Source organism: Marinimicrobium hydrolyticum, from assembly GCF_030848505.1.
Lineage (GTDB): Bacteria > Pseudomonadota > Gammaproteobacteria > Pseudomonadales > Cellvibrionaceae > JAVDDU01.
In genome coordinates this window covers 45,747-66,026 of sequence record NZ_JAVDDU010000003.1, presented here as the reverse complement: position 1 = coordinate 66,026, position 20,280 = coordinate 45,747, and the positions used below count along the sequence as shown (strand labels likewise).

Annotated in this window: 16 protein-coding genes and 1 tRNA gene; 11 read left to right on the top strand and 6 right to left on the bottom strand. The window is 54.9% G+C overall.

Features of this window, described 5'->3' with window-relative positions; genetic code table 11:
- The first annotated feature begins 366 nt into the window (after positions 1 to 366).
- The 11 genes from RBH33_RS06425 to pnp all read left to right on the top strand — a co-directional run bounded on the left by RBH33_RS06425 (position 367) and on the right by pnp (position 11,132).
- Complete coding sequence (locus RBH33_RS06425) at positions 367 to 618, top strand: hypothetical protein (protein ID WP_306731328.1); 252 nt, start codon at positions 367 to 369, stop codon at positions 616 to 618.
- Positions 619 to 636: 18 nt separating this feature from the next.
- Positions 637 to 1,473, top strand: coding sequence for a putative metalloprotease CJM1_0395 family protein (locus RBH33_RS06420; RefSeq protein WP_306731327.1), 837 nt, complete (start codon positions 637 to 639; stop codon positions 1,471 to 1,473).
- Positions 1,474 to 1,565: 92 nt separating this feature from the next.
- The gene (locus RBH33_RS06415; RefSeq protein ID WP_306731326.1) at positions 1,566 to 1,748 is read left to right on the top strand and encodes a DUF3094 family protein; all 183 of its coding nucleotides are present in this window, start codon (positions 1,566 to 1,568) and stop codon (positions 1,746 to 1,748) included.
- A 143-nt stretch (positions 1,749 to 1,891) separates the two neighbouring features.
- Positions 1,892 to 1,968: transfer RNA gene (locus RBH33_RS06410), tRNA-Met, on the top strand.
- Positions 1,969 to 2,223: 255 nt separating this feature from the next.
- Entirely contained in the window at positions 2,224 to 2,679 is a 456-nt protein-coding gene (rimP, locus tag RBH33_RS06405) for a ribosome maturation factor RimP (protein ID WP_306731325.1), read from the top strand.
- Between the two features lie 43 nt (positions 2,680 to 2,722).
- A complete protein-coding gene (gene nusA, locus RBH33_RS06400) occupies positions 2,723 to 4,204 on the top strand; it encodes a transcription termination factor NusA (protein WP_306731324.1) in 1,482 nt (493 codons plus the stop codon).
- 71 nt (positions 4,205 to 4,275) lie between these two features.
- Positions 4,276 to 6,882, top strand: a complete 2,607-nt coding sequence (gene infB / locus RBH33_RS06395) for a translation initiation factor IF-2 (protein ID WP_306731323.1) — start codon at positions 4,276 to 4,278, stop codon at positions 6,880 to 6,882.
- A gap of 108 nt (positions 6,883 to 6,990) precedes the next feature.
- Positions 6,991 to 7,404: a 30S ribosome-binding factor RbfA gene (rbfA, locus tag RBH33_RS06390; RefSeq protein WP_306731322.1), complete on the top strand. Its 414-nt coding sequence runs from the start codon at positions 6,991 to 6,993 to the stop codon at positions 7,402 to 7,404.
- A complete protein-coding gene (gene truB / locus RBH33_RS06385; RefSeq protein WP_306731321.1) occupies positions 7,404 to 8,378 on the top strand; it encodes a tRNA pseudouridine(55) synthase TruB in 975 nt (324 codons plus the stop codon). The genes rbfA and truB overlap by 1 nt, the downstream gene beginning before the upstream one ends.
- A gap of 119 nt (positions 8,379 to 8,497) precedes the next feature.
- Positions 8,498 to 8,767, top strand: a complete 270-nt coding sequence (rpsO, locus tag RBH33_RS06380) for a 30S ribosomal protein S15 (RefSeq protein ID WP_306731320.1) — start codon at positions 8,498 to 8,500, stop codon at positions 8,765 to 8,767.
- A gap of 232 nt (positions 8,768 to 8,999) precedes the next feature.
- A complete protein-coding gene (gene pnp, locus RBH33_RS06375; RefSeq protein WP_306731319.1) occupies positions 9,000 to 11,132 on the top strand; it encodes a polyribonucleotide nucleotidyltransferase in 2,133 nt (710 codons plus the stop codon).
- A gap of 103 nt (positions 11,133 to 11,235) precedes the next feature.
- Here the strand turns inward: pnp and RBH33_RS06370 are convergent, their stop codons facing one another.
- The 6 genes from RBH33_RS06370 to RBH33_RS06345 form a co-directional block, all read right to left on the bottom strand.
- Positions 11,236 to 13,083 carry a fasciclin domain-containing protein gene (locus tag RBH33_RS06370; protein ID WP_306731318.1) on the bottom strand — a complete coding sequence of 616 codons (1,848 nt, stop codon included), beginning with the start codon at positions 13,081 to 13,083 and terminating at the stop codon, positions 11,236 to 11,238.
- A 208-nt stretch (positions 13,084 to 13,291) separates the two neighbouring features.
- Entirely contained in the window at positions 13,292 to 16,906 is a 3,615-nt protein-coding gene (gene uca / locus RBH33_RS06365; RefSeq protein WP_306731317.1) for an urea carboxylase, read from the bottom strand.
- A gap of 293 nt (positions 16,907 to 17,199) precedes the next feature.
- Positions 17,200 to 17,841, bottom strand: coding sequence for an urea amidolyase associated protein UAAP2 (locus tag RBH33_RS06360; RefSeq protein WP_306731316.1), 642 nt, complete (start codon positions 17,839 to 17,841; stop codon positions 17,200 to 17,202).
- 13 nt (positions 17,842 to 17,854) lie between these two features.
- On the bottom strand, positions 17,855 to 18,589 hold the full coding sequence (locus RBH33_RS06355) for an urea amidolyase associated protein UAAP1 (protein WP_306731315.1): 735 nt from the start codon (positions 18,587 to 18,589) through the stop codon (positions 17,855 to 17,857).
- Positions 18,590 to 18,609: 20 nt separating this feature from the next.
- Complete coding sequence (locus RBH33_RS06350) at positions 18,610 to 19,416, bottom strand: ABC transporter ATP-binding protein (RefSeq protein ID WP_306731314.1); 807 nt, start codon at positions 19,414 to 19,416, stop codon at positions 18,610 to 18,612.
- Positions 19,417 to 19,418: 2 nt separating this feature from the next.
- Positions 19,419 to 20,237, bottom strand: coding sequence for an ABC transporter permease (locus tag RBH33_RS06345; RefSeq protein ID WP_306731313.1), 819 nt, complete (start codon positions 20,235 to 20,237; stop codon positions 19,419 to 19,421).
- Positions 20,238 to 20,280 lie beyond the last annotated feature (43 nt).

Genomic DNA, 20,280 nt, shown 5'->3' with positions numbered 1-20,280 from the left:
CGGGACCGTATGCAGCATGGATGCTGCATCCGAGCCTACATGGAGGTATTCACGGCGTGTCCCGGAGGTAGATTGCCAAACCCAACCTCCGTTTTCCAATAAGAGTGCGGAAACCGGAATAGCCTACCCAACCACCCCGCTTTCAGCACTCGACCAAAGCCCCCACACCGCCGAACCCCCACTTTCTCAGGGGCCGCAAGCGGAGAGGGCCCTTACGCCGAATTCGAATTGGTTATAATAGGTCACGTTTTACACCGAACTCTTCTTAAAGTTACCCCGTTTTGGCTGTTTTTTGAGCGTGATCAGCGGTAAAATGGCCACAGGTGTCGCTCTATTCAACACTTCTGACAAACTACGGGAGGTTCCATGTCTTCAATAGATGGATCCATGGTCAACCAAGGCTTAATCGGCATGCAGCGGAGCCAGGCGGAGATGACTCGTTCCGCCGAGCAAATCGCCAGTGTCGCCACCGCGCCAGCCAACGAGCCCGTTGGAAATCAGGATGTGATTGAGCCTCTGCTTAATATCCGCGCCCAGCAGCAAGTGTTCGACAGTTCCGCGCGCGTAGTCCAAGCGGCGGACGAAATGCTCGGTCGGCTGCTGGATACTAAGGCCTAGTCCGCAGCAGGCACAAAAATGATGCCGACCATCCCCCCCAACCACGCCAACGCCATAGCCCCCTTTTCACCCTTGGGGCGTCAGGCTGTGAGTGAGGAAAACACTGACCTAAAAGCCCGCGCTTCAACCCTCAAGGCGCTTGAAGCCGCGGCTGAAACGGCTCGGAGCGAGAACCGCCGCTCCCCCGACGAGCGGGCGGGTGAAGCGGGTGAGCAAGTACGACTTTCCCATGGCCGCAACCAAAATACCGATGAGCAAGAGGTGTCCGCGATCGAGCGGCGATCGGCTGAGCAGGGGCAGCAGGAGGAGGCACGGCAAGTTCGGGAGCTGGCGGTTCAAGATCGAAAAGTAAGGCTGCAGGAACAGGTTTACGCGGCCATGGCCGGGCGTCACGCTGGCGCGCCACGCTATCAGTATGTTCGAGGGCCGGATGGTAGCCACTATGCGGTTTCTGGCGAAGTGCCCGTGGATTTGCGGGAGGTGCCCGGCGACCCCAGGGCGACACTGGAAAAGGCTCGCCAGCTTCTGCGCGCGGCCTACGCCCCGCTGGAGCCTTCAGAAGTTTACCGGCGCGTGGCCGCCCAGGCTGGCCAGCTGAAAGCAGAGGCGCGAGCCGAATTGCTGCGGGAACAAGCGCAGAAACTCATGAAATCGCTACAGGTTTTGCGTGGCATTCAGGATGATACCGCGGATCAGGGCGACTCCATGAGAGTAAATCAAGACCAGAGTGTCCAGGTGAGCCGCGGGCAGCGGGAGTTGGCGCAACGACCTTCCGACTTAAGCCGCCGCCTGATTGATATGGGTGTAGATGATGATCCCACACCCTTAGGGCACAGGTTGGATCACAATATTTAAAGCCGCTGGACCCTTATCCCTTTTTTGGTGTCATTTCCCCGCATACAATAGCGCATGTTTTTTTAGCACCAACAGTCAAAGGTGGATTAATTATGTCTAATACTCGGCTATCGCCGGAAGATCAGGCGCGTGTGGACGAGTTTGTGTCCACAGGGGTAAATAGTGTGGAGCGTAAGCCCTTTCGCGGCTGGATGTTGCTGGGGGTTATTGTTGTAGTGTTGACGGCTTTGAGTCTGCTAAGCCTCGTTCTCGCGAGATTCGAGGGGGCCGTGTAGGGGCAGCTCAAGCAAGTCGCCTCCGTAGCTAAAGTAGAGTGGCGCCGAATGCTGAGAAATCGGCGCGCGCCCCTTGACCCGATCGGGACAGCTCCCTATAATGCGCGGCCTCGGTTAGGGTAATTGACCCGCTGAGTTGAAGTTGCGGGGTGGAGCAGTCTGGTAGCTCGTCGGGCTCATAACCCGAAGGTCGTTGGTTCAAATCCAGCCCCCGCTACCAAATTAAAGAAGCTTGGTGCATTCCTTCCAAGTTTCAGGTTGGTGTCTACTTCTTAGGAGTGCATCAGCCGGCGAGCAAGGCTCGCAGCGAAAAGCCCCATTTTGGGGCTTTTTTGTATTTGTTTTTGACATGGGGTTAACCCCCAGCCACAGAGGCCTGTGGCAGTTGTTGCGAATGGGCCTCGGGCCCATTTTTTGTTTGCGGCAACTGTATTGGCCCGACCTTCGTATTGTTCAAAACCAACAGGTTTACGCCATGGTGTCTAAACAACAGAAGTTGCAGGCGCTGGTAGCGCCAGTGGTGTCCGCACTGGGTTGCGAGCTCTGGGGGTTGGAATATTTAACCCAGGGGCGTCAGTCGACCGTGCGGGTCTACATCGAGCGGGAAGGCGGCGTTGCGCTTGAAGATTGTGAGCGGGCCAGTCGCCAGATTAGTAGTGTTTTCGATGTTGAAGACCCGATTAGCGAGCACTACACGTTGGAAGTGTCATCGCCGGGAATGGATCGGCCGCTCTATACGCTCGAACAGTTTGCCCAGTACGTGGGCGAGGACCTGGCTCTGAAATTGCGGTCTGCCATAGATGGCCGTCGCAAATTTAAGGGCACCTTGAAAGGTGTTGAAGGCCAAAACGTTTTGGTGGTAGTGGATTCTGAAGAGTTTCTGCTGCCTTTTGAAACAATTGAAAAGGCGAATATCGTCCCCCGTTTCTAGCCCACTGATTGGCTAGAACAAAGGAGTTTAACGAGGCAAGCTCATGAGCAAAGAAATTTTGTTGGTCGTTGACGCGGTTTCCCACGAAAAAGGTGTTGGCAAAGAAATTATTTTCGAAGCCATTGAAACCGCTCTGGCCACTGCCACTAAAAAACGTTTCGATGAAGACTCACATATTGAAGTCAACATTGACCGAGCCACGGGCGATTACGAAACTTTCCGTACCTGGGAAGTGGTCGGCGATGACGTCCTGGCTGAGTTGGGAACCCAACTCACCACCGAAGAAGCGGCGGAGAAAGATCCCAATCTGAAGGTCGGCGACGTTTATCGTGAGCAAATCGAGAATGTGGAATTCGGTCGCATTGCCGCTCAGACGGCCAAACAGGTCATTGTGCAGAAAGTGCGCGAGGCCGAGCGTGCCCAGACTGTCGAGGAATACCGCGACCAAGTGGGCGATCTGATTAGCGGCTCCGTGAAAAAGGTTACCCGCGATAGTATTATTGTTGATTTGGGAAATAATGCAGAGGGCCTGTTGCCCCGCGATCAACTGGTCGGTCGCGAAATTTTTCGCGTCGGTGATCGTATTCGCGCTTTGTTGCAGGATGTGCGCAGTGAAGCGCGTGGTCCACAATTGTTTTTGAGCCGCTCCTGCCCGGAAATGCTCATCGAGCTGTTTAAAATCGAAGTGCCCGAAATATCTGAAGAAGTTATTGAGATTAAGGGCGCGGCTCGGGATCCAGGTTTGCGGGCCAAGATTGCCGTCAGCACCAACGATGGCCGTATCGATCCGGTGGGGGCTTGTGTCGGTATGCGCGGTTCGCGCGTGCAGGCGGTTTCCAATGAGTTGGGCAATGAGCGCGTGGACATTGTGCTGTGGGATGACAACCCTGCACAGTTTGTTATCAATGCCATGTCGCCGGCCGAAATCGAATCCATTGTGGTGGACGAGGATGCCGGGTCTATGGACATGGCTGTGAGTGAAGACAACCTCGCCATGGCAATTGGGCGCGGTGGACAAAACGTGCGTCTCGCCTCTGAGTTGACCGGCTGGAACATCAACGTCATGAGCTTGGAAGAGTGGCAGTCCAAGCAGGAAGAGGAATCGGGCAGTTACATGCAAATGTTCATGAATGCCCTGGACGTGGATGAAGATGTGGCCGCCGTGCTCGTGGAAGAAGGCTTTACCACGTTGGAAGAGGTGGCCTACGTACCGCTGGAAGAAATGCTGGGCATCGAAGGCTTCGACGAAGATATTGCAGAAGAACTGCGTGGTCGCGCCAAAGACGCTTTGCTTACCCAGGCGTTGGCATCCGAAGAGCAATTGGAAGGTTCTGCTCCGGCGGACGACTTGCTCAATATGGAAGGTATGGATAACGAGTTGGCCCAAGTTCTTGCAGGCCGCGGTATTGTAACCATGGAAGATCTTGCCGAGCAGGCTGTTGACGATCTGCTGGACATCGAAGGTATTGATGAAGAGCGCGCAGCGGCCCTGATTATGAAAGCCCGAGAGCCCTGGTTTGCCTAATGGCGTGTGTTGTACACGCGCAAGCAGGGGCTCCGATTATCTCGGGCAATGAAAAAGACTGAGGAAAAACGATGGCAGAAGTAACAGTTAGCGAACTCGCCAAATCTGTAGGCGCACCGGTCGAGCGACTGCTTAAGCAGATGCAAGAGGCCGGCTTGAGCCAAAAAGCAGAAGACGCAATGGTGTCTGACGAGGAAAAGCAACAATTGTTGACTTACCTGAAGACCAGCCACGGGGAAGCCTCGTCCGGACCCGCTAAAATTACGTTGAAGCGTAAGACGACTACCACGCTGAAAACCGGTAGCGGCAGCGCGCGTAAGACAGTTAATGTCGAGGTGCGTAAAAAGCGTACCTACGTTAAGCGCGATCCGCAGGAATTGGAAACCGAAGCGGAAGTAGAAGCGCCGGAGCAAGTGGCGGCGCCCGAACCAACGCCGCCGGTTGCTGAAACGCCTGTAGAACCCGTAGTGTCCGAGCCCGCACCGGAGGCGCCGACGCGCTCCTCTTTTGTGGATGACGCCGAAGAGAAGCGTCTGGCCGCACAGGAACGGCGTCGCGCTGAAGAAGAGCGCCATCAGGCTGAATTGAAAGCGCGGGAAGAAGCGCGGCGTGAAGAAGACACCAAAAAAGAGCAGGAGCCTGTCCCTATAGTGCCAACCGCGCCACCAGCGGATAAGGAAGACACTAAACACGGTAAGAAAAAAGAGCGCCGTGAGCCCAAAGATGGCGATGAAGAATCCAAACACCGCAAGCGTGCAGGCAAAGCGGGCAAACGCACCTTAGGGCCTAAAAAAGGCTCCAAGGCGGAATTGTACGCCCTGGTAGAAGATGAAGGCTTGTCCGACGAAGTATTGGCGCGGCGCAAGAGCATGCGTGCTCAGCACAAAGCGTCCAACAAGCACGCGTTTAAGAAGCCGACACAAAAGATTGTTCACGAAGTTGAAGTGCCTGAAACCATCGTCGTCTCAGAGCTGGCTCAACGCATGAGTGTGAAGGCGGGTGAGGTGATCAAGCAGTTGATGAAGATGGGCGCCATGGCCACCATCAATCAGCCTCTCGATCAGGAAACCGCCCAAATTGTTGTTGAAGAAATGGGCCACCAAGTTAAGTTGGTCAGCGAAGACGACATTGAGACAGCACTGGAGCAAGAACTCTCTTATGAGGGCGAAGCTCAACCGCGCGCGCCAGTGGTTACCGTTATGGGTCACGTTGACCACGGTAAAACCTCTCTTCTGGATTACATTCGGGAAACCAAAGTGGCTTCCGGTGAGGCTGGGGGTATTACCCAGCACATTGGTGCATACAAAGTGAAAACCGAACATGGCGAGATCGCCTTCCTGGATACCCCGGGTCACGCCGCCTTTACAGCGATGCGTGCACGCGGTGCTCAATGTACCGACGTGGTGATTCTGGTGGTGGCTTCGGACGATGGTGTTATGCCGCAGACCGAAGAGGCGATTCTTCACGCCCGCGCCGCTGGTGTGCCCATTGTTGTGGCCATTAACAAGTGCGACAAAGAAGGCGCTGATCCCGAGCGAGTTAAGAATGAATTGGTTGCCAAGGAAGTTATTCCAGAAGAGTGGGGCGGTGATACTCAATTCGTTGAAGTTTCCGCCCACACTGGCGCCGGCATTGACCAGCTCCTGGAGGCCGTGTCCCTACAGGCAGAAGTCCTGGAGTTGACCGCCGTTAAAGATGCACCCGCCAAGGGCGTAGTCGTTGAATCCCGAGTCGATAAAGGCCGCGGCGTCGTAGCCACCTTGTTGATTCAGCAGGGTACCTTGAAGCACGGCGACTTGGTTCTTGCCGGTCAAAGTTACGGTCGCGTTCGCGCTATGACCAACGAGCTGGGCCAGGATGTTAAAGAAGTGGGTCCTTCCTCACCCGTGGAAATTCTCGGTTTGGATAACGCCCCCAGCGCTGGCGACGACTTTGCCGTACTGAGTGACGAACGCAAAGCGCGGGAAATCGCCGAGTTCCGTGTTGAGAAAGAGCGCAAAGAAAAACTGCAGCGCCAGCAAGCCGCGAAACTGGAAAACATGTTCGCTGGCATGGACTCCGAACAGAAGAAAGTTCTGCCGGTTGTGGTTAAAGCCGATGTGCGGGGCTCCATGGAAGCCATTCAGGCGTCTTTGGCTGAGATCGGCAACGAGGAGGTGGAAGTGCACGTCGTCTCCTCCGGCGTTGGTGGTATCACTGAAAACGATATTAACTTGGCGTTAACGTCCGGTGCCATCGTGATCGGCTTTAACGTCCGGGCCGGTGCTCCGACTCGTCGACTGGCCGAATCCGAAGGCGTAGAAATACGTTACTACAGCATTATTTACCAATTGCTGGACGACGTGAAAAGCGCCTTGAGCGGTATGTTGTCACCCGAGCGGGTGGAAACCATTGTCGGTATTGCTGACGTGCGTGAAGTATTCAGTTCGCCCAAGTTTGGACAGGTGGCAGGCTGTATGGTTACCGAAGGCACTGTGTATCGCAACAAACCCATCCGGGTATTGCGCGATAACGTGGTGATCTACGAAGGTGAGCTGGAGTCACTGCGTCGTTACAAAGACGATGTCAACGAAGTGCGCAACGGCATGGAGTGTGGCATCGGCGTGAAAAACTACGACGTGAAAGTCGGCGATCAGATCGAAGTCTATGACGTGAAAGAGGTGGCTCGGGAGCTTTAATCCGGTGCCATTCGGGCGCCCCGGCACGGACTGAGACTCTGTGCCGGGGCGCTTCGTTTGTAGTTGTGGAGAACGGAACAGCGATTTTATTGAGAGGTCTAGAGGCTCATGCCTAGAGAATTTACCCGTTCAGACCGGGTATCGGACGCTATTCAGCGCTTGCTGGCGAAGCTGATTCCCCAGGAGATTCGCGACCCACGTATTGGCATGGTGAACATCAACGATGTAACCGTGACTCGGGATATGGCCTATGCCAAGGTCTACGTCACCTTTGTGGGCAACGACAATCACGAAATCGGACAGGAAAGCGCAGCAGTACTGAATAAGGCGGCCGGTTTTTTGCGCAGCCTGCTGGCGAAAGAACTGAACATGCGCACCGTGCCCCGGCTGCAGTTTGTATACGATAAGACGTCGATTCGCGGCCAGGAATTATCGTCTTTGATCGACCGGGCGGTGGCCGATGATCGTGCCCGCCATGATGATCCAGCTGACGATGATCAGAAGGACGACGAGGCGAAGTAATGGGTCGGCAAAAAAAAGGTCGCGCTCTGGACGGCGTTTTGTTGCTGGACAAGCCCTTGGGGTTAAGTTCGAACCATGCCTTAATGAGAGCCAAACGTTTGTTCTTCGCCGCCAAGGCGGGTCATACGGGGAGTTTGGACCCTCTGGCTACGGGTCTTTTACCTATTTGTTTTGGTGAGGCCACGAAGTTTTCCCAGTTTCTACTGGATGCGGACAAGCGCTACCAGTGCACATTTCGCCTCGGAGAAACGACCAGTACAGGTGATGCCGACGGCGAGGTGCTCAGTCAGACCAATACCGACGGCTTGACCCGCGATCAGGTACAGAGCGCCTTAGCACAGTTGGAAGGCGACATTATGCAGGTACCTCCTATGTATTCTGCGCTTAAGCACCAGGGGCAACCCCTCTACAAGCTGGCGCGCGAAGGCAAGGAGGTGGAACGGAAGGCCCGGCCAGTGTCCATTTACGGCATAGAGCTACTGGCGTTTCGTCCCGGCGCTGCGGCGGAAGTGGACGTGGAAGTGCACTGTAGCAAGGGAACCTACATCCGTACCCTGGCAGAAGACTTGGGGGCAGCCTTAGGGTGTGGTGCCCGCGTTGACGCTTTGCGCCGGGTGGCGACAGGTCTGTTCGATTTGAGTCGTGCCACGACATTAGAAGCCCTGGAGGCGGAGCGTGGCGAAGGACTGGCGGAACAGCTGGATCATCACCTGCTTCCAAGTGACGCCCCGGTGGCCAGTTTACCGGCTTTGATACTGCCGGAAGCCAGTGGATACTACTTCCGCTTGGGCAACCCGGTGATGGACCCGCAGGTCTACCGCCTGGGCGATGAAGGTGATATGGTTCGAGTTTTTCTCGGTGACGAGAAGCAGTTTTTGGGGCTGGGCGAACTGACCGATGACGGTCAAGTGGCGCCCAGGCGGCTGGTGGCCAATCAGGCTGTCGTCGGTTCCCCCGACCCAATTTGCTCCTAGGGTTTAGCGCTCAGGGCAAATAAGAGGCGGTACTCTTCGGACTACCGCGACTAGCCCACCTGTAAATATGCACGGGTGAGGCAGTAATTAAAAACCGCATATTAAATGAGGAAATGGTTATGGCACTGAGTGCTGCTGAAAAAGCTGAAGTTGTTAAGAAGCATCAAACGGGTGAAGGTGATACGGGTTCTCCGGAAGTTCAAGTAGCGCTGTTGACTGAAAACATCAACAAGCTGCAAGGACACTTCGCGAGCCACAAGCAGGATCACCACTCGCGCCGCGGTCTGATCCGCATGGTAAACCAGCGTCGTAAGCTGTTGGATTACCTGAAAGCCAAAGACACTTCGCGTTATGCCGATCTGATTAAAACCTTGGGTCTGCGTCGCTAACGTCTTTCGTGCCCGCTCTGCGGGCACTTTTTTTTCCGCTGTCCGGCATTAGCCGGACAGGCACGCCGAGACCACGCGAGTGCGTTTCGGTGATTCTATTGGTGGTGATACACCGGTAGGCGCTTTTTGTAGAAAGTCTCTGTAAGAATTATCTGTAGAAAGTATCTGTAAAAAGTATCTGTAGTTAGATGATGTACAAACACATGCAATGTAGATGAAGAAGGATAGAAGAGTGAATCCGATTATCAAAAAATTCCAATACGGTAACCAGACAGTAACGCTGGAAACAGGCCGCATAGCCCGCCAGGCTACCGGCGCAGCGCTGGTCACTATGGGTGATACAGCCGTTCTGTGTACAGTCGTGGGCGCAAAAGAAGCCGTCCCAGGACAGGGCTTTTTCCCGCTGTCCGTGTTTTACCAAGAGCGTGCCTACGCCGCGGGCAAGATTCCCGGTGGTTTCTTTAAGCGTGAAGGCCGTCCCACCGAGAAAGAAACTCTGACCTCCCGTCTGATCGACCGCCCCATTCGCCCGCTGTTTCCAAAGGGTTTTATGAATGAAGTGCAGGTCGTATGTACTGTGATGTCAACCTGCAAGGCAGTGGACCCGGATATTCCGGCCATGATCGGCACCTCCGCGGCTTTGGCTGTGTCTGGCATTCCATTTGATGGCCCGATTGGCGCCGCGCGCGTTGGCTATTCACCAGACGAAGGCTATTTGCTCAACCCGAATTACGCTGAACTTGAGCAGTCCGAATTGAACATGGTTGTCGCGGGCACTAAAGACGCCGTGCTGATGGTGGAATCTGAAGCAATGGAGCTTCCGGAAGACATCATGCTGGGCGCTGTACTTTACGCTCACCAGGAAATGCAAACTGTCATTCAAGCGTGCGCCGAATTAGCTCGTGATGCCGGTAAGCCACGCTGGGAATGGCAAGCGGCTGAAGCAAACACTTCACTGGCCTCTCAGCTGGCGGAGCAGTTTGCCTCTTCAGTGGAAACCGCTTACAGCGTCACCGATAAATCCAAGCGCTATGAGCGTTTGACCGAACTGCGTAATCAGGCGGTTGAGCAGCTGGTCAACGAAGACGCCGGTATCACCAGTGATGATGTGAAGGGCGCCTTTGCCAGCCTGGAGAAGAAGCTGGTAAGAGCAAACATCGTTGCCGGTAAGCCCCGTATCGATGGCCGTGACACCAAAACTGTACGTCCAATCGACGTGGAAGTGGGTGTGCTTTCAAAAGCGCACGGTTCAGCTCTGTTCACCCGCGGTGAAACTCAGGCGCTGGTGGTTGCGACTCTGGGTAATGCCCGCGATTCACAAATCATCGATGCCCTCGAAGGCGAGCGTAAAGACCCCTTCATGCTGCACTACAACTTCCCTCCCTACTCGGTGGGTGAGTGTGGCCGCATGGGCGGTACTGGAAGGCGTGAAATCGGCCACGGCCGTTTGGCTCGACGCGGCGTTGGTGCGGTTCTGCCCAAAGCGGACGACTTCCCATACACCTTGCGGGTGGTGAGTGAAATCACCGAGTCCAACGGTTCAAGTTCTATGGCTTCCGTGTGTGGCGCCAGCTTGGCGTTGATGGATGCCGGTGTTCCTCTGAAAGCGCCAGTGGCGGGTATCGCCATGGGCCTGGTGAAAGACGACAACGGCTATGCGGTACTGACCGACATTCTGGGTGATGAAGATCACCTGGGTGATATGGACTTTAAAGTTGCCGGTACCACCAGTGGTATCACCGCTTTGCAAATGGACATTAAAATTCAGGGTATCACCGAAGAAATTATGGAGAAGGCCCTGGATCAGGCCCTGCAAGCGCGCTTGCACATCCTGGGTGAGATGAACAAAGTCCTGGCCAAGTCCCGTGAGACCGTGAGCGACAATGCTCCACGTTTTGAAACCATCAAGGTGCATCCAGACAAGATTCGCGACATCATCGGTAAGGGCGGCGCCACTATCCGTTCCATTACTGAAGAGACCGGCGCATCCGTGGACATCGACGATGACGGTACCGTTAAGATCTACGCCGACGACAGTGTTGCCCTGCAAGCGGCCGTTGACCGCGTTGCCAGCATTACCGCCGAAGCTGAGATTGGTGCTATTTACGAAGGTAAAGTCGTTCGCATCATGGACTTCGGTGCTTTCGTTAACTTCCTGCCCGGTAAAGATGGTCTGGTACACATTTCCCAGATCGCCGACGAGCGCGTCAATGACGTGAACGATTACCTGAAAGAAGGCCAAGTCGTGAAGGTTAAGTGCCTGGATGTGGATCAGCGTGGTCGCATCAAGCTGTCTATCAAAGAAGTTGATGCTGACAAAAACGGTGATAGTGATTCGGCGGAACAGGTTTCAACCGACGAATAAGCCGTTAACTTGTTGGCCACGGATTGTTCGTGGTGTAACGCAAGTGCAAAAAAACGCCCGCTATATGCGGGCGTTTTTTTTGCTCTGATACCTCCGTCTGTGCTCAGGACTCGGGCAACTCTACGTCGCCGATGATAACCGTATCGATCACATGAACCACGCCGTTACTGGCGTAGATGTCGGTTATGATCACTTGGGCACCGCCTACATACAAGGCGCCGTCGATAATTTCCACATCCACCATCGCGTCGAGCAGGGTGGATACGGACGAGCCGTTGGCGGCAAATGCGTTAATCGAATTGATCTCCGCTTCGGCTACGACGTGTTGGGCCAATACCGCGGTAAGCGCGTCTATGTCGTCCAGCAGGGCGTTGAGATTGTCTTCGCCTAACGCATCGAAGGCGTCGTTGGTGGGGGCGAATACCGTGAAGGTGGCGTCTTCGTCATTAAACGTATCCACCAAGTCAGCGGTGTCCAGAGCAGTAACCAGGGTGCTCAGCTCTGGGGTGTCGGCAGCGATGGCGGCTATGGTTTGCGTTGGCTCGCCTTTAGCAACAGGGGGCATCATCACCGTATCAAGCACGTGAATCACGCCGTTGTCAGCCATTACATTGCTAGTGGTTACTGCGGACAAGTTGATCAGCAGACTGTCTCCAGACAGGGACAGTGCAGCCATGTCTTCATTGGCCATGGTGATCAGTGAGCTGTCCCCATCGGCGATGCCGATGGCGTCGTTCGCCAGGACGCTACCTTGGTCGTACACATGGTAAAGCAGTATGTTTGCCAGGGTTTCTGGGTCTGCCAGCAGGCTGTCTACTGTGCCCTCCGGCAGCTTGTCAAAGGCTTCATCGGTGGGCGCGAACACGGTCAAATCAGCGTCCATGTCGTCCAGTGCGCCGGTCAATCCAGCAGCGTCCAGTGCCGCTAAGAGGGTTTCAAAATTGCCGGCCTCGGTAGCCACTTCTACGATGGACATAGGGGGGGCTGGAAGATCTACGTCACCAGTGATCACAGCATCGATGACGTGCACGATACCGTTTGTGGCATAGATATCGGTCACGGTTACGGCGGCACCACCGACACGCAAAGTGCCGTTGCTGATAGTGACATCAATACTGGCTCCGCTTGCGGTTTCAATGCTGGTGCCGTTGGCTGCGAAAGCGGAAATGGAATTTACTTCTCCGGCCACTACGTGTTGTAAGAGAACGCTTGAGAGTGCCTCCATATCAGCCAGCAGTGCCTCTACGTTTTCTTCTCCTAACGCGGCAAAGGCCGCATTGGTGGGTGCAAAAACCGTAAAGGTTTCGTCTTCATCGGCCAATGTTTCAACCAGGCCAGCGGTGTCCAGAGCTGTTACTAGAGTAGAGAAGTCTTCGTTACCCAGCGCGATATCAACAATGCTCTCCGTAGGTTCGCCTCGTTCGGCCGGGGGCATAAGCACCGCGTCAATCACATGAATTACGCCGTTGTCGGCCTGAACATCAGTCACGGTTACTGTCGACAAGTTCACCAGTAGTGAACCCCCTGAAAGCGATAAACCGACCCTGCTATCGTTGCCCATTTCCAAAGTGCTGCCCGCTGCACCAATGGCAGCTTCAGAGTCCAGCTCAGCACCCACCACAACGTGATACAGCAAGATATCGGAGAGAGTGTCAGTATCGGCGAGCAGACCATTAATCGTCTCAGTGCCTAACAGAGCGAAGGCATCGTCCGTAGGTGCAAAAACCGTAAAGTTGCCTTCGGGATCGTCGAGAGTGGCATCCAGGCCAGTTGTCTGCAGAGCGGTAACCAGCGTGGTGAAATTACCGTTCTCCATCGCCACGTCAACGACTGAGCCTAAGGTTTCGGTGGGCGGGTTCGTGGTCTGAGACCCAGTGCTGCTGCTACTTCCACAGGCGACAAGCCCCAAAGAGAGTGTTAAGACTCCCAAGCCTTTATAGAAAATATTCATCGGTATAGCTCCTGGTTGTAGTATGTTGTTAATCTAAGGACTACCCAGAGGCTTTACGCGGGGGACAAAATTTTGGATCACAATTAATTGTGATTAAATTCTGTAAAAATTAAAAAATCATTGTTCAGCACAAGTATTTGACCAAAAAAAAACGCCTTCATCTTGAGAGAAATCAAGATGAAGGCGCAGGGTTAGGTGGAGAGATTCGTCAGTGGTCTTCGGTGAGTACCACGAGGGTTTGGCCCGCTTCGACGCGTGCTCCTTGACCTTTTAGCATCTGGGTGACCCGGCCAGCGCACGGCGCCGTAATGCTGATTTCCATTTTCATTGACTCCAACACCAGCAAGACAGTACCGGCTTCCACTCGCTGACCCACGTCCACTTGGGTTTGCCAGACACTACCGGAAACAGAACTGTCGACTCGAATGGCGTCCTCCGGAATTTCTTCTTCGGAGTCATCGCTCGGTGTCTCTGGAGGTTGATAATCGAACTGTCCATCGGCGTGCCAGCGCGCCAGTTCCTCATCGAAAGCCTGTTGACGACTGGCTCCCAGGTGGGCGATCTCTTCCTGGTTCTGTTCGACAAAGTCTTGATAGTCGCTCAGGCTGAATTGAGTCTGCTCAATCTTTATGGGGTATCGGCCTACGGGAAAATCACGGCGAATTTGTTGCAGCTCGTCGCCGCTGACTTCGTAAAAGCGAATTTGATCGAAGAAGCGCAACAGCCAGGGATTTTCGAAAGCTTCGGTCTTTCGGTAGCGGTTCCACATTTGTAAGGTCCGGCCCACAAACTGGTAGCCACCTGGACCTTCCATGCCGTAAATACACAAGTAAGCGCCTCCGATGCCAACGGAGTTTTCCGCCGTCCAGGTGCGCGCGGGGTTGTACTTGGTGGTGACCAATCGATGCCTTGGGTCCAGCGGTGTAGCCACGGGAGCCCCCAAGTACACATCCCCCAGGCCCATCACCAGATACGACGCATCGAACACGATGCGTTTCACCTCATCGATGCTCTCCAGGCCGTTAATGCGCCGAATAAACTCTAGGTTGCTTGGGCACCAGGGGGCATTCTGCCGTACTGACTGCTGATACTTCTGAATCGCTAACTGACAGGCTTCGTCGTCCCAGCTTAAAGGTATATGCACAATGCGGGAAGGCAAACTGAGTTCGTCGAGCTGGCCGGCCAAGGCCGCTTCGCCACCCTGCAAATGCTCAATGAGGTGAGCAGCCGATAGTTGCTGGCTATTGTAGTGGATCTGCAAACTGCGTATGCCTGGAGTGAGTTCGCGCAAGCCGGGTAGAGGATTTTGCTCCAGCCACTGCATCAGCGCGTGAGCGCGAAACCGCAGGCGGATATCCAGCTCCAGGGGGCCGTACTCCACCAGTAGAAAGTGATCCCCCGCAGCGCGATACACAATCTCTTCACCGTATTGCGCGGCGTCCAGTTTCGCCAAAATCGGACTGGATAATTGGTCTAATGGCTGTGGCTCTATGGCCGGCTCTGAGGCGTCGGTAAGCTTGGCCAGCGTCGTTTCGCGGTGGGCCTCCAGCTTGACCGCGTCGGGCAAGTCGACCGGTATGAAGCGCAGGGTATCGCCAGCGCGCAGTTGGCCCAGCTTCCACAAATCCGCCGTGATCACCGTCGCCGGGCAAACGAAGCCTCCGAGAGAGGGACCATCCGGGCCCAAGATCACCGGCATATCACCGGTGAAATCCACGGTCCCAAATGCGTAAGCATTGTCATGAATGTTGGAGGGGTGCATGCCGGCTTCGCCCCCTGACTCACGCGCCCATTTAGGTTTGGGGCCTATAAGGCGTACACCGGTGCGACTGGAGTTGTAATGTACTTCCCAGTTGTGGGTAAAAAACGTTTTAATATCTTCTGCGGTGAAAAAGTCGGGCGCACCGTGGGGACCGTAAATCACCCGCAGTTCCCAGTGGTTTTCGATCACAGGTTTGAGCGTTTCCGGCGCTGTACATTCGGGCACTTTCGCGGTGTTGGCATCCAAGGCCAGGACATCTCCGGCCCGTAAGGCACGACCGTTGTGACCGCCAAACTGGCCGAGCGTAAAAGTGGCCTTGGCGCCCAGGTAATCCGGGCATTGAATACCCCCGGCAATACACAAATAGGCCCGAGCGCCGCTGGTTTTAATGCGACCCAAACTTAATTGCTGCCCTGCTTTTACGGACACGGTTTGCCAAAGGGGAATGGTTTCACCATCCAACTGCGCTTCAATGTCGGCGCCGGTCAGGGCAATAGTGGTATCGCCCGTAAATGTCAGGCGCGGCCCCTGAAGAGTAATCTCAAGCCCCGCCGCTCGTTCGGAATTATTCAACAGGCGATTGCCAATACGCAGGGAATAGTTGTCGAAAGGTCCTGAGGGTGGCAGCCCCACATGCCAATAACCACTGCGTCCGGGATAATCCTGAATGGTGGTCTGAGTACCACCCGAAAGCACTTCAATGCGCGCTGGCTGATATACAAACTCGTTCAGGTACCGGGTGGTCATTCGACCTTCGACGAGTACTGGATCACGCAGTAACGTTTTTAGGTAACCGAGATTGGTTTCGATGCCGTAGAGACTGCTGTCGTGCAGTGTCTGCTCCAACTTGCCCAAAGCCTTTTTACGGTCTTCAGCATAGACAATGACTTTGGCCAGCATGGGATCAAAAAATGCGGGTACTTCCAGTCCGGATTCAACCCAATGGTCGATGCGCACACCCGGTGCTTCGGTTGGCCATATCACCTGCGACAGCAAGCCCGCGCACGGTTGGAAATCCCGCGCGGGATCTTCAGCGTAGAGGCGAACTTGAATCGCATGACCTTTGGGGTTCAGTTGCGCGCGTAGGGTTTCGAGGTCCGGTAACTCTCCAGCGGCCTGGCTCAGCATCCACTCAACCAAATCCACGCCCCAGACTTCTTCGGTAACGCCGTGCTCAACTTGTAAGCGGGTATTCACCTCTAGGAAATAAAACGCCTGGTCGTCCTGGTCATAAATAAATTCAACCGTGCCCGCGTTTCGATATTGGCTTTGAGACAGCAGCTGCTCGGCGGTGGCTAGCATTTGTTGGCGCAGTGCGTCAGGAAGGTTGGGTGCGGGGCACTCTTCAACCACTTTCTGGTTGCGCCGCTGACTGGAGCAGTCGCGCTCACCCAGGGCCAAAGCTTTTCCAGCGCCATCCCCAAAGCCTTGAACTTCGATGTGACGGGCTCGAGCGATAAATTTTTCCAAGAACACGCCGTCGTCGGAAAAGTTATTGGCGCCCATCCGTTTCACGCTGTCGAAAGCTGCGTTGAGTTCTTCTTCGCCATGACACAATTGCATACCGATACCACCGCCGCCGGCGGTGGTTTTCAACATGACCGGGTAGCCAATATCGCTGGCGGCCTGGAGGGCTTGCGCAGAATCTTTTAGAAGTTCTGTACCCGGCAGCAGGGGCACATTGGCCTGCCGTGCCAAATCACGGGCACGATGTTTGAGGCCGAAGTCCAGCATCTGCTCAGGCCTTGGGCCAATAAAGACCAGTCCAGCCGCTTCGCACTGACGCACAAAGTCCGCGTTTTCACTGAGAAATCCATAACCCGGATGTATCGCTTCAGCGCCGGTTTCCCGAGCGAGGGCGATGATTTTTTCTTTGTCCAGGTAAGTGTCGGTTGCGCCGCCTTCTCCTAAACAGAATGCCTCGTCAGCGTGGCGAACATGCAGGCTGTCGGCATCCGCTTGAGCATAGACGGCTACCGATTTTACGTTAAGTTTTTTAAGAGTCCGAATGATCCGTGTGGCGATGGCGCCGCGGTTGGCGATCAGTACTTTAGTAAACATGGCTTTTCCGGGCGGGCCGTCCCGCGCAACTGTTCGACAGTGGTCGTCCACTGAAGTTATGGTTGTTACTTTTCAAGTCAATATTCGACTCTGGCCACTAACTGCTGGATGCTTAGGAAAGGATCCCAGTGTCTTGATGTACACTCCGTACTTGCCAGGAAAGGATACCCTGCGTTTTGAGACCCTCGGAGGCAGGAAGCCGACGCGGAGCGTACAGGGATGTATTTACAGCGTGTCTCAAAACGCAGGGTATCCTTTCCTTTCCACCCAATTCCAACAATCAATTCCAACAATCAATTCCAAACAATCAACTCCAACGGCGTGGGGTTATAGCCGTTACATGGGTTGTTCAACTGGGGGCAGTTGGACAACAGAATCACTATGTCCATTTTCGCTTTCAGTTCTACGTATTTGCCCGGCGCCGAGATACCGTCCTCAAACGTCAGCCCCCCTTCGGGCGTCACTGGAACGTTCATGAAAAAGTTTATGTTGTGGGAAATATCTCGCTTATGAATACCGTATTCCGGATGTTCCGCAATGGCCAGCATCCAACTATCCCGGCACGCATGCATGCAGCGTTTTTCCAGATCGTAACGCACGGTGTTGCTTTCCGTGGCGCAGGCACCGCCCAAGGTGTCGTGCCGTCCACAGGTGTCGGCCACAATATCCAGAAGTGGTCGGTTGCTGTTCGAAAGAAGAGTGCTGCCGGCGCTCAGGTAGAGGTTGCCCTGCGCCTGAATCGTATTCATCGCGCTGTAGTGTTCGGCGGGATCCTCTGCGTTGTAGAACAGTGCATCGGCCGCCTGGTTGCCTTCCAGATCAAGGATGCGCAGTGTTTGGCCTCGGTGAATTTTTCCGAGGTAATAATCGCCAGCCCCGACCCAGTGACGGGCGATGCTGCTCGCGGGATCCAGTGAACTCTCTATGAGTGACATAGGGATACTCTCCTTACAGCTCCCCCGTGGGGAGTGCTTCATTGTAGTAAAGGGCATTGTTGGCAAAACCGCGCCGGTTTTCCGGGCGGAAGTTCATGCAATAATCATCAGCGGAAACCGGTTTGGCTCGGCCAAGTTCGAACTGGACGGGCTTGCGAGGATACGTTTCCGATCGGTTGAGCGGGTGCGGGCAGGTATGCAGTACGACCAACGTATCCATTTCAAAACGCAGGCTTAGCTGCTGGCCAGCTTTTGAAGCGCTGCTGTCCAGCTGGATTTTGCCTGCGTCGTCACTGGCGACTTTACTGAACCAGTTGATGTTCGCGGGAAGATCGCGGGCGCTTAGGCCGTACTTGGCCAGCTCCACCAAAAAGGCGTCGTTACCGTTTTGCAGCCAGTCATTGCGCTGTTCTTGATAGTTTCGCTCGCCCCAGCGTTCCAAAACCTGAGCTGAGTTCATGTTGCCGCACACCGTATCGTGCCAGCCCAAATCGTCATGCACGATGGAGGCAAACACTCGGCCCATGTCCGAGTAGAGACAATTGCCCCGCTGGAGTTTAAAGGTGTGTTGACACTTTAATGTATCGGGCGCGTTGTAACGCTCCATGAGCAGTTCTGGGTTAAAAAACACCATTCCGACATTGGCACCACCTTCCAGGTCCGTCATGGTTAACTCGCTGCCCCGGCGCATGTGCAGTGACCAGTGGCCATTGCCCGGCAGAGTGGTTTGATAAAACTGTGTACTCATGTGTGTTTGTCTCCTATCGCTCAAGAGTCGCTTGCCTGACGCAGTAGCACGGGGCTGGGATCGTGTAGGCCGGTCAGTTTTTCCAACTCTTCGGGATCTGCGCGCCCCACTGGAATGTCGTACGTGATGCTGGCTCCATAAGCCTCCGGCGCTTGGTTGTCCCGGCGTAGCTTGTCGAATACCCACAGGCGGGTTCCCAGGGAAAAGCCCTCTTTGATGTCGTGCGTGACCATAAAGACCGTCAGCTGGTGTTTGCGCCATAGCTGGCGAATCAGTATGTGCATGTCGTTGCGAATGCCCGGGTCCAGAGCGCCGAACGGTTCATCCAAAAGGAGAATGCGCGGCCTGCGAATCAATGCCTGGGCGATGGCCAGGCGTTGGCGCATACCACCTGAAAGCTCGTGCGGGTACTTGTTGGCGGCGTCAGCCAAGCCCACAGTCTCCAGGAGTTCGGTCGCTTCTTCATGCACTTGTCGGCGCGCGGAGCCAAACAACTTGCCGAGCAACGGGGAGTGCTCGAACTCGCGGGCAATAATGACGTTTTTCAAAACCGTTAAATGCGGAAAGACCGAGTATTGTTGAAAAACAATTCCCCGGCTTTGATCCGGCTCGTCGGGAATGGGCTTGTCATCCAGAAGCAGCTCACCGTATGTGGGCGACTCCATGCCCAACAACATTTTTAAGAACGTGCTTTTACCACAGCCCGATGCTCCGACCATGGTAATAAACTCGCCGGCGTGTACCTGTACATTGATACGCTCCAGTACGGTGTTGTCGCCGTAGTGTTTCCACAGGTTGCGCGCTTTAATCATCGGTTGTTCGGACATGCTCAAGCGCCTCCTTGATGGTGCCAGGTGAAGCAGCATCGGCTCAGTTGCGCCAGCAGCCAATCCAGGGTGAAGGCCAAGAAGGTGATCCAAGCCACGTAGGGCAGTATCACGTCCATGGACATGTAGCGGCGCACCAAGAAGATTCGGTAGCCAAGTCCGTCCGTGGAGGCAATGGCTTCAGATGCGATGAGAAATAGCCAGCCTGCGCCAAGCGACAGACGTACGGCGTTGATAAGACGCGGCAGCAACTGAGGGATGAGCACTCGCACAATGATTTGCCAGCTGGAGGCGCCCAAGGTTTGTGCCTTGATCAGCTGTTCGCGCGGAATCTCCAGCGTGCATCGCTGTATATCCCGAGCAATAAACGGCGCTACGCCTATGGCGATCAGCGCTACTTTTGACAGTTCTCCCAACCCGAAGACAATAAATAGAATGGGCAGTAGCGCCAAGGGCGGTACAAGGGAAATTGTGGTTAACAGCGGGGCAAGCGGGGCATGAGCACTGGGCAGAGCGCCCGTGAGCAAACCGATGGTAAAACCGATGCTGGCCGCTATGGCTATGCCCATGCCCAGACGCTTCAGACTGCTCAAGGTATCCTGCCAAAACACATACTCACCCGTGCGCCGGCTTGGCTCCAGGGCGAGACGCTCCAGGGCGGCGCCCATTTGTGAAAAGCTGGGCAGTAACTTGTCATCGGGGTTTATCTCCAGGCGCGCATCCGAGGCCACCATGTAAATCACGATGAGCAGGGCGAAGGGCAGCAGCCCTAGAAGCACCTGCACAGGGCGGGAGGGCGTGAGATTAATCAGCCGTTTCATAAAAGGTCCTCAAGGAGGGCGAGCCCTCCCGATAGGAAAATGC